Genomic DNA, 12,877 nt, shown 5'->3' with positions numbered 1-12,877 from the left:
CGGCCACGGCCGTAATCACTGAGGTCGCCCGCCCCCGGACGCGGGTCCTCACCCGGCCTGGAGCACCAGCAGCGCCAGATCGTCGTCGGGCGGACGCTCGGCAAATTCGTGCACCGCCCGCTTGATCCGGTCCGCGATCCCGTCCGCCGACAGCCCGGTGCAGCCGGCCAGCGCCTGGGCCAGTCCGTCCCCGTCGTCGAACATCAGCGGCCCGCAGCGCCGCTCCGTCACCCCGTCCGTGACGCACAGCAGGCTGTCGCCGGGCGCCAGCTCGAAGCTCTCGCTCTCGTACGCGACGTCGTCGAAGATCCCGAGCAGAATCTGCGGCTCGGCGGCCGGGCGCACCTCGCCGTCGGGCCGCAGCAGCAGCGGCAGCGGGTGGCCGGCGCTGGCCAGGGTGCAGCGCGCCCCGCCGCCGGGCAGCGGTACGAGCTCTCCGTACAGCAGGGACAGGAAGCGGGACTGTCCGGTGTCCGCCGTCTGCTGGCCGCCGGCGGCGGCCACCATGAGCGCGGCCGCCTCGGCGGCCTCCATCGCGTCGTCGAGGAGCAGCCGGTTAAGCCGGTCCAGGACCTCGCCGACACCGAAGCCCTCCCGGGCCAGCAGCCGCAGCCAGGGCCGGGCGAGGCCGGTGACGACGGCGGCCTCGGGGCCACTGCCCTGCACATCGCCGAGCACGAAGCACCAGCGGTCGCCGGGGCACGGGAAGATGTCGTAGAAGTCGCCGCCGACGACTCCGTCGTCGCTGGGTTCGTACACCAGCGAGCTGGAGACCCCGGGTATGTCGGCGACCTTGCCGGGCAGCAGTGCGCGCTGCAGGATGCGGCTGATGGTGGCCTGCCGGGTGTAGGCGCGGGCCGCGCCGACGGCGAGGCCGACCCGGCGCACGAAGTCCTCGATGAGCGCGGTCACTTCGTCGGGGACACGGGCGAGGCCCTCCCGGCCGAGGAGTACGGCGCCGAGTGTCCGGCCGCCCGAGGTGATCCGGTAGGCGAGGGCGGACGCGGCGCGCTCCTCGGCCTCCGCGCCCTCCTCCTCGCCGCCGGGCCACGGCATGGAGACAGGCCCGGTACCGACCCGCTCGGGGAGCCGGATCGGGGCCTGCTCCAGCACGGTGCGCAGCTGCCCGGTCTCGGCCTCGTCCCGGTGCCAGACGCTGGCGAGCCGGGGGACGGCCGAGGGGCCGCCGTTCTCGGGCTCCAGCCAGATCGCGCACCAGTCGGCAAGTCTGGGCACCAGTAACTGCCCGGAGAGCGCCGCGACGATGTCCTCGTCGAGCTGGCCGGCGAGCAGGTCGGATGCCTCGGCGAGGAACGAGAGCGCGCCGCGGCCGGCCCAGTCCGCGTCGTCGCGCAGCGCGCGCCGGGCGGTGGGGGCGAGCAGCTCGGCGGCGCGCAGCCCCTGCTGGAATTCGGGCTCGGCCGCCGGTTCCGGGAACGGGTTCCAGTCGTCCACGGGAAGCCGGGCCCAGACGGTCTTGAGGCCGGTGCGATAGGTGATGCCCCAGCGCTCGGAGAGGGTGCCGACGAGCTGGAGCCCGCGACCGTACTCGGCGGGCTCGTCGGGGCCGACGAGGCCGACGCCCTCCGCCGCTTCGGCAGCACTTCCGGTCTCCGGGCGGTCGCTGCGCACGGCGCGGGCCGGATGGTGGTCCGAGACCTCCAGCACCAGGGCCGCGACCTCGTCCTCGGTGGCCTCCTCCAGCCGGGCGAGCACTTCCACGTTGGTCCCGGCGTGCACGACCGCGTTGGTGACCAGCTCGCTGACGACCACCTCCGCGTCCTCGGCCACGCGCTCGCTGAAGCCCACGGCCGCCGGCAGTCCGAGCCCGGTCCACTCGCCGAGCGCGGCCCGGACGAACCGGCGGGCGGCGGAGGGTGCGAGGAGGTTTCCGGGCAGGGACGTATGGGCGACCGGCCGCGCGTCCGCACGGCCTGCGGGAATACCGGGACGCTGAACGATGTCCCGCTGCAAGGGAATGGGCCCCACGGTGCAGCTCCTGCCTGTTCTCGCTCTGTCTGTTCTCGTTGCTGTCTGTCTGTTCTCGTTGGGCGGCGCTGACGACACCGACAGAGTGACAGATGGACCATGCCCATAAGCAGCGAGTTGCCGAAGTGAGCGGAGAAAATGAGCGGGGAGGAACAGAAGCAACCGCACCGTGCGGCCGGTCCGCGAGGACCTGGCTCAGGCCTCGCGGGTCCCCGCGTACATGTCGTCGATGAGGCCCTTGTACTCGCGCTCGACGACCGGCCGCTTCAGCTTCAGACTGGGCGTCAGCTCGCCGTGCTCGATGTCGAGGTCGCGGGGCAGCAGCCGGAACTTCTTGATGGTCTGCCAGCGCTGCAGCCCCTCGTTGAGCCGCTTCACATAGCCCTCGATGAGCGCGACGGCCTGCGGGGAGGCCACCACCTCGGCGTACGGCTTCCCGCCCAGGCCGTTCTCGGCGGCCCAGCCGAGGATGGTCGGCTCGTCGAGGGCGATCAGGGCGGTACAGAAGTTGCGGTCCGCGCCGTGCACCAGGATGTTGGAGACGAACGGGCAGACCGCCTTGAACTGTCCCTCGACCTCCGCCGGGGCGATGTACTTGCCGCCGGACGTCTTGATCAGGTCCTTCTTGCGGTCGGTGATCCGGAGATAGCCGTCCACGGACAGCTCGCCGATGTCGCCGGTGTGGAACCAGCCGTCCGACTCCAGCACCTCGGCGGTCTTCTCCGGCTGCCCGTGGTAGCCCTCCATCAGACCGGGGCCGCGCAGCAGGATCTCGCCGTCGTCCGCGATCCGTACCTCGGTGCCGGGGAGCGGCTTGCCGACGGTGCCGGTGCGGTAGGCCTCGCCCGGGTTGACGAAGGAGGCGGCGCTGGTCTCGGTGAGGCCGTAGCCCTCCAGGATGTGGATGCCGGCGCCCGCGAAGAAGAGGCCGATGTCGGGGGCGAGCGCGGCCGAGCCGGAGACGCAGGCGCGCAGCCGGCCGCCGAAGGCCTCGCGGATCTTGGCGAAGACGAGGGTGTCGGCGACCTTGTGCTTGGCGCCGAGCGCGAACGGGACGGAGGCCGTGCCGGTGTGCCGGAAGTTGTCCTGCGAGACCGTCGCGTACTCCCGGGCGACCCCGGCCGCCCACTGGAAGATCTTGTACTTGGCCCCGCCGCCGGCCCGCGCCTTGGCGGCGACGCCGTTGTAGACCTTCTCGAAGATACGGGGCACGGCGGCCATGTACGTCGGCTGGACCACCGGCAGATTCTCGATGATCTTGTCGACCCGGCCGTCGACGGCGGTGACGTGGCCGACCTCGATCTGGCCGGAGGTGAGGACCTTGCCGAAGACGTGCGCGAGCGGCAGCCAGAGGTACTGGACGTCGTCCTTGGTGATGAGGCCGGTCGCCACGGTGGCCTTGGCCATGTACGACCAGTTGTCGTGCGGCAGGCGCACGCCCTTGGGGCGGCCGGTGGTGCCCGAGGTGTAGATGAGGGTGGCCAGCTGGTCGGCCGTGATGGCGGCGACCCGCTCCTTGATCGCCTCGGGGTGCTCCGCCAGGTACGCGGTGCCTTGGGCCTCCAGATCGGCGAGGGTGAGCACCCAGCCCTCCGGGTCGCCCTCGGCGGGTCCGGCGTCCTCGGGGTCGATGACCACGACATGGGCGAGGTCCGGCAGCTCGGCGCGGCGCTCGCGGGCCTTGGCCAGTTGGGCGGCGTTCTCGGCGATCAGCACCCGGCTCCCGGAGTCGGAGAGGATGAACGCCGACTCCTCCGCGTTGGTCGACGGGTAGATCGTGGTCGTGGCGGCGCCCGCGCACATCACACCGAGGTCGGCGAGGATCCATTCCACTCGCGTACCGGCCGCGAGCGCGATCCGTTCCTCCGGCCGCACGCCCAGACCGATGAGTCCTGCCGCGACGGCGTAGACCCGCTCGGCGGCCTGCGCCCAGCTCAGCGACTTCCACTCATCGGGTCCCGCACCGGTGGCCGAGGGGACGGGGTAGCGGTAGGCCTCCCCGTCCGGGGTGGCCGCCACGCGGTCGATGAAGAGGTTCGCCACGGAGGGCGGTCGGTTCTCGATCAAGGTCAGTGTGTCGCTCACGACGTCCTCCGGGCCTGCGGGTGCTTCACGACCGGCTGCTGATTGCTGCTTGTTCCTACGGGTGTCTGCGTGCTTGATCCTGCGGCGCTTGTTCTGCGGGGCCTGTTCCGCCGTTCTGCGGGGCCTGTTCCGCGCGAGGCTTGTTTAACTGGCGAGTAACTACGAAGCCGTGATCAGGGTAGAGCGCCCGCGTCCACCGCGTAAGAGGCAACGGGCCGCCGCTTCATAACAAACGGGCCCCTGCGTCGCGGGGTGCTGCGACACAGGGGCCCGTTCGGGCTACCACCGGGTAGGGGCGGTCGGAGCCGGACCTCGGGTCGCTGCTCCGGCCGGGACGGGCTACTTCTTGCCCTTGCCTTCCCCGCCCGACTCGTCCGTGGACAGCACGGCGATGAAGGCCTCCTGCGGCACCTCCACGTTGCCGACCATCTTCATCCGCTTCTTGCCTTCCTTCTGCTTCTCCAGCAGCTTCCGCTTACGGGAGATGTCACCGCCGTAGCACTTGGCGAGGACGTCCTTGCGGATGGCGCGGACGGTCTCGCGGGCGATGACCCGGGAGCCGATGGCGGCCTGGATCGGCACCTCGAAGTTCTGCCGCGGGATCAGCTCGCGCAGCTTGGCGACGAGCCGGACACCGTACGCGTACGCCTTGTCCTTGTGCGTGACCGCGGAGAACGCGTCGACCTTGTCGCCGTGCAGCAGGATGTCGACCTTGACGAGGTGGGCGGACTGCTCACCGGTGGGCTCGTAGTCGAGCGAGGCGTAACCCCGCGTCTTGGACTTCAGCTGGTCGAAGAAGTCGAAGACGATCTCGGCGAGCGGCAGGGTGTAGCGGATCTCGACCCGGTCCTCGGAGAGGTAGTCCATGCCGAGCAGGGTGCCGCGCCGGTTCTGGCAGAGCTCCATGATCGCGCCGATGAACTCGCTGGGGGCCAGGACCGTGGCGCGCACGACGGGCTCGTGCACCTTGTCGATCTTGCCCTCGGGGAACTCGCTCGGGTTGGTGACGGTGTGCTCGGTGCCGTCCTCCATCTCGACGCGGTAGACCACGTTGGGGGCGGTGGCGATGAGTTCGAGGCCGAACTCGCGCTCCAGCCGCTCCCGGATCACGTCGAGGTGGAGCAGTCCGAGGAAGCCGACACGGAAGCCGAAGCCGAGCGCCGCGGAGGTCTCCGGCTCGTACACCAGGGCGGCGTCGTTGAGCTGGAGCTTGTCCAGCGCCTCGCGCAGGTCCGGGTAGTCCGATCCGTCCAGCGGGTACAGACCCGAGAACACCATCGGCTTGGGGTCCTTGTAGCCGCCCAGCGCCTCGGTCGCACCCTTGTTCAGGGAGGTGATGGTGTCACCGACCTTGGACTGCCGGACGTCCTTCACGCCGGTGATGATGTAGCCGACCTCACCCACGCCGAGGCCGTCGGCCGGGGTCATCTCCGGGGAGGAGACCCCGATCTCCAGCAGCTCGTGGGTGGCGCCGGTGGACATCATCCTGATGCGCTCGCGCTTGTTGAGCTGGCCGTCGACGACACGGACGTACGTGACGACGCCGCGGTACGAGTCATAGACCGAGTCGAAGATCATCGCGCGGGCCGGGGCGTCCGCCCTGCCGACCGGGGCCGGGACGTCCCTGACCACCCGGTCGAGCAGCGCGTCCACGCCGACGCCGGTCTTCGCGGAGACCTTGAGCACGTCCTCCGGCTGGCAGCCGATGAGGTTGGCCAGCTCCTCGGAGAACTTCTCGGGCTGCGCGGCCGGCAGGTCGATCTTGTTGAGCACCGGGACGATGGTGAGGTCGTTCTCCATCGCCAGGTAGAGGTTGGCGAGCGTCTGGGCCTCGATGCCCTGCGCGGCGTCGACCAGCAGGACCGTGCCCTCGCAGGCGGCGAGCGAGCGGGAGACCTCGTAGGTGAAGTCCACGTGGCCCGGGGTGTCGATCATGTTGAGGACATGGGTGCGACCCTGGCCCTCGCCCGTGGTGGGCGCCCAGGGCAGACGCACGGCCTGGGACTTGATGGTGATGCCGCGCTCGCGCTCGATGTCCATACGGTCGAGGTACTGAGCGCGCATCTGCCGCTGGTCGACCACGCCGGTCAGCTGGAGCATCCGGTCGGCAAGGGTCGACTTGCCGTGGTCGATGTGCGCGATGATGCAGAAGTTGCGGATCAGCGCCGGGTCGGTACGGCTCGGCTCGGGCACGTTGGTAGGAGTCGCGGGCACGCAGGGTCCTGATTCTTGAGACGCCGAACGCCGTGTCTCGGGTCGATGTCGGTTCGGTCGGATCGATACGTAGCCTCCATCGTCCCATGGTTGCGGGGCGGAGACCGGTTTGGGCCGGTCGGAGTGGGGCTGGTACCGTTGACAGCTGTGCCTCGCGACTCTCTCAGGCCGTGGGGCGCACATCGAAGATCCAACGAACCTGAAAAGGCTCTTTCGTGGCGAACATCAAGTCCCAGATCAAGCGGAACAAGACGAACGAGAAGGCGCGCCTGCGCAACAAGGCCGTCAAGTCCTCGCTCAAGACCGCTATCCGCAAGGCCCGTGAGGCTGCCGCCGCCGGTGACGTCGAGAAGGCCACCACGGCCGCTCGCGACGCCTCCCGCGCGCTCGACAAGGCCGTCTCGAAGGGTGTCATCCACAAGAACGCCGCCGCCAACAAGAAGTCGGCGCTGGCCTCCAAGGTTGCCTCCCTCCAGGGCTGAGCATTCTGATGTGATCGCCGGGACGGACCCAGCGGGCCCTCTCTCCCGCTCCTGACCGGCACCCCGCGCCGCACACCGAACCTGCGTTCGCCACGCGGGTGCGGCGCACCAAGCTTGAACCGAAGGCCCCTGCTCCGCTCTCCCCAGAGCGAGAACCGGGGCCTTCGGCGTACGCGCACCTGCCGGGGCCTTCGGGGTACATGCTCCTGCCAGGCGCTTCGGCCTTTCGGCGTACGCGCACCTGCCGGAGCGTTCGGGGTACATGCTCCTGCCAGGAACTTCGGCCCTCCGGCGCACATGCACCTGCCGGACGGTCGGCCCCGCCCCGGGGCTACCGGCCCGACCGCGCCGCCCGCGCCACCGCGACCACGGCCTTCTCCAAGGCGTACTCCGGGTCGTCGCCACCGCCCTTGACGCCCGCATCCGCGTCCGCGACCGCCCGCAGGGCCAGGGCCACCCCGTCGGGCGTCCAGCCACGCATCTGCTGCCGCACCCGGTCGATCTTCCACGGCGGCATGCCCAGCTCACGGGCGAGGTCGGCGGGCCGCCCCCCGCGAGCCGAGGACAGCTTGCCGATCGCCCGTACACCCTGCGCCAGAGCACTCGTGATCAGCACCGGCGCCACCCCGGTCGACAGCGACCAGCGCAGTGCCTCCAGCGCCTCCGCCGCCCGCCCCTCCACCGCACGGTCGGCGACCGTGAAGCTCGACGCCTCGGCACGGCCCGTGTAGTAACGGGCGACGACCGCCTCGTCGATGGTGCCCTCGACATCCGCGACGAGCTGCGAGGCCGCGCTCGCCAGCTCCCGCAGATCGCTGCCGATGGAATCGACCAGCGCCTGGCACGCCTCGGGCGTGGCCGAACGCCCCAGCGCCCGGAACTCCGACCGTACGAACGACAGCCGCTCGGCCGGCTTGGTCGTCTTCGGGCACGCGACCTCCCGCGCCCCTGCCTTGCGCGCCGCGTCCAGCAGGCCCTTGCCCTTGGCGCCGCCCGCGTGCAGCAGCACGAGGGTGATCTCCTCGACCGGATCGCCGAGATACGCCTTGACGTCCTTGACCGTGTCGGCGGAGAGGTCCTGAGCGTTGCGCACGATCACCACCTTGCGCTCGGCGAAGAGCGAAGGGCTCGTCAGCTCGGCGAGGGTGCCGGGCTGGAGCTGGTCGGAGGTGAGGTCGCGGACATCCGTGTCGGGGTCGGAGGCACGGGCCGCCGCCACCACCTGCTGCACGGCGCGGTCGAGGAGCAAATCCTCCTGACCCACGGCGAGCGTGAGGGGTGCGAGCGGATCGTCGGTGGAATTCCTTCTGGTGGCCATCGCCCTCCAGCATCCCACGCACCACTGACAGCCCGGACTCCGCGGACTCCCGCACCCGCCGCACTCGCCGGACTCCCTCGCTCGCCGGGCGGTCCGGCTCCCGTCGCCGGCGGGGCGGTCCACGCCGTACGGGAGAATGGGCCGGTGAGCGATGTGAGACATGTGCTGGTGCTGCCCGACCGCGATGCCGCGGAGGAGGTGGCCGGAGAGCTGACCGACCGGTTCGGGGTCGCCGAGGAGCCCCAGCTCGTACGCGACGCACTGGCCGGCGAGGACGACGCCGAGGACGTCCAGTGGCTGGTGGTCGTGGAGGACCCGTCGGCACGACTGGACGCCTCGGCACTCGACGCCTTCGCCGCGGAGTACGAGGGCTGGCTCGAAGCGCCTTAGAACCTGTCAGAGTTGTCCGGCAGGGCAGAGTTGCCCGGCGAGTCAGACCTGTCCGGCGGATCGGCGGCCGGCACGAGGTCGCCCGGCTCCTGACGTCCCTCGGTCTCCGGCGGCGGGCTCAGCTCTTGGGGACGATCTGGATGTCCATGTCGATGGAGATGCTGGAGCCGACGGCCGCGATGCCACGGGCCAGCATGGTCTGCCAGGTCAGGGTGAAGTCCTCACGGTGCAGTTCCGTGGTGGCCCGGCAGGCGGCGCGGGTCTCGCCCTCCAGGCCGTTGCCCAGGCCGAGGTACTGGGTGTCCAGCGTGACCGTGCGGCTGACGCCGTGCAGCGTGAGCGCACCGGTCACGCCCCAGCGGGTGCCGCCCCGGTGGACGAAACGGTCGCTGTAGAACTCCATCGTCGGGTAGCGCCCGACATCGAGGAAGTCGCTGGAGCGCAGGTGGTCGTCCCGCATCTGGACGTTCGTGTCGATCGACGCGGCGTCGATGATCACGTGCATGGCCGAGTCCTCCATGCGGTCGGCGATCCGCACCGCACCCGCGAAGGTGTTGAACCGGCCGTGAATGCGCGCGAGGCCGATGTGCCGGGCGGTGAAGCCGATCTGCGAGTGCGTCGGCTCGACCTCCCACTCGCCCGGAGCGGGCAGCTGCGGAGGCGCGGACAGCTGAAGGGTCACATCGCCGAGACTCGCGTGACCGCCCTCGACCACCGTGGCCGAGCCGTGGAACGGGGTGAAGCCCTCGGCAGTGACGGCCAACCGGTACTCACCGGCCGGGACGGTGGCCAGCACATTGCCGAACGGGTCCGTCTCACCGCCGAAGACCTTACGGCCCGCGCCGTCCGTGACCGCGAACTCGGCCAGCGGCACGACCTCGTTGACGGGGTCGAGCACGCGGCAACTGAGCAGTCCGGCGGTGCGCGGCACGTCGAGTCCGGCAAGGGCGTTGCCCTGCGCGGCCCCCGCCGCTCGCCTGCTATTCAGCCAACGACCGAACATCTTCCACCTTCCCCCGGGGACGATTCACCTTGGGCCCCGGCGGCTGGACGTCTCTGTCGGAGCAGCGGCCCACCGACGAGCATGCATTCGATCACCATTGTGGCGTTCGAGGCAAACAGAGCAGCTCGCAGGGGCTTGGGGGGAGGTGTTACCGAAGGTCCGAATTGATCACTCCGTCGGCCGGACCCAAAGCCCTTCATTCCCCGCACACCACCTTGTTCCGCACACGCCGTCCTGCTCCGTATCCGCCCCCTTGTTCCGTTTCCGCACGCGCCGCGGTTCTCGGAGGGCGCGGTCATGACCGGCCCACCGCTCGCAGCCCAGGCCCGGCACCCGTCACGGCGATCGCGCCGTCGGTGTCCGTACGCAGCACCACGGCGCCGCTCGCTCTGAGCGCGTCGACGGTACGGGCTGCCGGGTGACCGTACGGGTTGTCCTTGCCCACGCTCACCAGGGCGAACCGCGGGTGCGCACTGCGCAGCAGAGCCGGGTCCTGATAGGCCGAGCCGTGATGGGCGACCTTGAGCACATCCACTCGCGGCAGCGCGGGATACCTGCGCAACAGCCCCTGCTGTGCCGGTGGTTCGAGGTCTCCCAGGAGCAACAGGGTCAATCCGCCGGCCCGGACGTACAGGGTGACGCTGGCATCGTTCGGCTCCAGCGGTACGGGCCCGGCGCCCCGATCCGGCGATATTCCACCGGGCCCCGTGGCGTTCGTCGGCCAGAGAACCCGCCAGTCGAGCGCCCCGATCCGGCGGCGTTCCCCGGGGGCGGCCCGAACCAGGGGCACGCGCGAGCCGGCCGCCGTCCTCCGTACGAACGCGACCTGGTCCGGGGGTTCGTCCAGGCTCGTCGTCTCGATCGCGCCCACCGCCCTGCCCCGCAGCACACCGGGCAGACCCTGCACGTGGTCGGCGTGGAAGTGTGTGAGCACCAGGAACGGCACCTCCGTGATGCCGAGGTCGTGAAGGCACCGGTCGACGAGGGAAGGATCGGGTCCGGCGTCGACGACCACCCCCGCACCGTCCCCCGCGGCCAGCACCAGGGCGTCCCCCTGCCCCACGTCGCACATCGCGAACGCCCAGTCCGGCGGCGGCCATCCGGTCAGCACGCGGGTGAGCGGCACCGGGCGCAACACCGCCAGGATCAACAGCAGCGCGGCGGCCGAACAGACCCAGGGATGACGCACGATTCGACGGGCGAAGAGCACCACCAGAACGGTCAGCGCGGTGAGCAGCACCGCCCCCTTCCCACCGTCGGGCCAGTCGATCTCCGCTCCCGGCAGGGCAGCCCCGGTGTGGGCCACCGTGGCGATCCAGCCGGCCGGCCACCCCGCGATCCGGGCGAGCAGCTCCGCCACCGGCATGGCGACCGGTGCCAGGGCGAGTGCGGCGAACCCGAGGATCGTGGCCGGTGCCACCGCGAACTCGGCCAGCAAATTGCACGGGATCGCCACCAGACTGACCCGGGAGGCGAGCAGCACGACGACCGGCGCGCAGACCGCCTGCGCGGCGGCCGCCGCGGCCAGCGCCTCGGCGAGCCGGGGCGGAACTCTGCGCCGTTGCAACGCGTCGCTCCATTTCGGCGCGATGGTCAGCAGAGCGCCGGTGGCCAGTACGGAGAGGACGAAACCGTAACTGCGCGCCATCCACGGGTCGTAGAGCACCAGCAGCAGAACGGCGGCTGCCAGCGCGGGAATCAGTGATCTGCGCCGCCCCGTGCCGATGGCGAGCAGAGTGATCAGCCCGCAGGCCGCTGCCCGCAGAACGCTCGGCTCGGGTCGGCAGACGATGACGAAGGCCAGCGTGAGCCCGCCGCCGAGCAGCGCCGTGAGTCTCAGCGGGATCCCCAACCGGGGCGCCAGCCCGCGGCGTTCGGCGCGAAGCGCTGTGCCGGGCGGTCCGATGAGGAGGACGAGCAGGATCGCCAGGTTGGCACCGGAGACCGCCATCAGATGGGTGAGATCGGCGGCCTTGAACGCCTCGTGCAGTTCGGGAGGGATCCGTGAGGTGTCGCCGACCACCAGGCCCGGCAGAAGAGCCCGCGCATCGGGTTCGAGCCGCTCGGTCGCCTGTCGCAGACCGCCTCGCAGCGCGCCTGCTGTGCGCTGGAGGAAGGAAGGAGGCCCGAGGATGCGAGGCGGGCCCTTGCCCTCGGGTCGCAGTACGGCGGCATTGCGCTCCCCGTCGTGCAGTGGTGGCGCCAATCGGCCGCCGACACGCAGCTGCGTGGAAGGCAGCAGTTGCTGCCACTGCCCCATCGATCCGCCGGGCGAGACCATCAGCAGAACTGGCGTACTCAACCTGGTGACCGCGCCGTCGGGGTCGGTCAGCCGGGTGATCTCGACGTCCACGAGGAGGGACACGGGCGTGCTGTGGTCGCCGCGCACCCGGGGCAGGGTCCGCCGGGCGTCGGACGTCACCGTCACCTCCGCCTCGACCCTCGCGAACCGCTGGGCCAGCACGTGGACCGGCCCCTGCCGTACGTCCGCGCTGTGCAACCCGGCCGATGCGGCCCCGGCCGCCGCGCAGAGCAACGCCGCAGCGGTGGCGGTCGCCGTGGCACGCGGCCGCCGACCACGTACCGCAGCTCCGCTCTCCCCCTCACCCTCGCCCTCCGCCGCCGCTCCCCCGGTGCCGGCGGACGGCCTGTGCGGCGAGGTGGGTCCCCTGCGCAGCGCACGGGTTGCCGAGGCTCCCGACATGGCCAGGAGCACCATGGCCGCCCCCACGCAGAGCACCACGCTCGTGGTGGTCCACTGCCCGGGCGCGCTCAGCGCCAGCGCCGCTCCGGCCCAGGCCGCCATGGCCGGCGGGACCAGGCGAAGATCGACCGGGCCCTCCTGCCGCGGCTCGGAGGCGCCGAGCCGACGGCCCGACGCCGCATGGACATCCAGGTGACTCATGGCCCCACCAGCGGTTGGAGGTCGGCAAACCGTCGGTCACCGATTCCGTTGACCTCACGCAGTTCATCGACGGACCGGAAGCCGCCGTGCTGTGCGCGGTAGTCGACGATGTGCTGGGCGAGAACCGGGCCGACTCCGGGCAGCGTGTCCAACTGCTCGACGGTCGCGGTGTTGAGGCTCACCGGGCCGGCCGAAGAGCTCCCGCCGCCGCCCACCGCCGCTCCTCCCGTCCCGCCGACGGCTGAGGGGCCGGATGGGGCGCCCACCACGATCTGCTCCCCGTCCATGAGCACCCGCGCCCGGTTGAGCCCGGTGAGGTCCGCTCCGGCCCGGACTCCGCCCGCCGCACGTAACGCATCGGCGACCCTTGCTCCGGATGGCAGTTGAAGGACACCAGGCCTTCGCACCTTTCCGCTCACGTCGACGACGATGTGTCCGCCCGGCCCTGTCATGGGCGGCGATCCCGCTGACGGCTCCGGCACTTCGGCGTC

General features: G+C 71.0%; 9 protein-coding genes. 2 read left to right on the top strand and 7 right to left on the bottom strand.

Translation table 11 applies throughout. The annotated features are described in order from the left end of the window. Positions 1–48 precede the first annotated feature (48 nt). The 3 genes from OG611_RS14365 to lepA all read right to left on the bottom strand — a co-directional run bounded on the left by OG611_RS14365 (position 49) and on the right by lepA (position 6,288). Positions 49–1,974: an ATP-binding SpoIIE family protein phosphatase gene (locus tag OG611_RS14365; protein WP_266425857.1), complete on the bottom strand. Its 1,926-nt coding sequence runs from the start codon at positions 1,972–1,974 to the stop codon at positions 49–51. 210 nt (positions 1,975–2,184) lie between these two features. Continuing rightward, positions 2,185–4,074 carry a long-chain fatty acid--CoA ligase gene (locus OG611_RS14360; RefSeq protein ID WP_266419382.1) on the bottom strand — a complete coding sequence of 630 codons (1,890 nt, stop codon included), beginning with the start codon at positions 4,072–4,074 and terminating at the stop codon, positions 2,185–2,187. Between the two features lie 339 nt (positions 4,075–4,413). Then, positions 4,414–6,288, bottom strand: coding sequence for a translation elongation factor 4 (gene lepA / locus OG611_RS14355; RefSeq protein WP_266419379.1), 1,875 nt, complete (start codon positions 6,286–6,288; stop codon positions 4,414–4,416). Between the two features lie 215 nt (positions 6,289–6,503). Between lepA and rpsT the strand changes: the two genes are divergently transcribed. Beyond that, the gene (gene rpsT, locus OG611_RS14350; protein ID WP_124717766.1) at positions 6,504–6,770 is read left to right on the top strand and encodes a 30S ribosomal protein S20; all 267 of its coding nucleotides are present in this window, start codon (positions 6,504–6,506) and stop codon (positions 6,768–6,770) included. A 331-nt stretch (positions 6,771–7,101) separates the two neighbouring features. Here rpsT and holA read toward each other — a convergent pair whose 3' ends face one another. Beyond that, entirely contained in the window at positions 7,102–8,088 is a 987-nt protein-coding gene (gene holA / locus OG611_RS14345) for a DNA polymerase III subunit delta (protein ID WP_266419375.1), read from the bottom strand. A 144-nt stretch (positions 8,089–8,232) separates the two neighbouring features. Between holA and OG611_RS14340 the strand changes: the two genes are divergently transcribed. Next, positions 8,233–8,478, top strand: a complete 246-nt coding sequence (locus OG611_RS14340) for a hypothetical protein (RefSeq protein ID WP_266419373.1) — start codon at positions 8,233–8,235, stop codon at positions 8,476–8,478. Between the two features lie 118 nt (positions 8,479–8,596). Here OG611_RS14340 and OG611_RS14335 read toward each other — a convergent pair whose 3' ends face one another. From OG611_RS14335 to OG611_RS40645, 3 genes are all read right to left on the bottom strand, one after another. Next, positions 8,597–9,481: a YceI family protein gene (locus OG611_RS14335; protein ID WP_266419370.1), complete on the bottom strand. Its 885-nt coding sequence runs from the start codon at positions 9,479–9,481 to the stop codon at positions 8,597–8,599. 295 nt (positions 9,482–9,776) lie between these two features. Then, positions 9,777–12,386, bottom strand: a complete 2,610-nt coding sequence (locus OG611_RS14330) for a ComEC/Rec2 family competence protein (RefSeq protein ID WP_266419368.1) — start codon at positions 12,384–12,386, stop codon at positions 9,777–9,779. Further along, the gene (locus tag OG611_RS40645) at positions 12,383–12,838 is read right to left on the bottom strand and encodes a ComEA family DNA-binding protein (protein WP_323180187.1); all 456 of its coding nucleotides are present in this window, start codon (positions 12,836–12,838) and stop codon (positions 12,383–12,385) included. Before OG611_RS40645 ends, OG611_RS14330 begins: the two co-directional genes overlap by 4 nt. Between the last annotated feature and the right edge of the window lie 39 nt (positions 12,839–12,877).

It is taken from the genome of Streptomyces sp. NBC_01363 (assembly GCF_026340595.1).
Classification (GTDB): domain Bacteria; phylum Actinomycetota; class Actinomycetes; order Streptomycetales; family Streptomycetaceae; genus Streptomyces.
The sequence above is the reverse complement of the archived record's forward strand: the minus strand, read 5'-3'. Positions and strand labels throughout refer to the sequence as shown.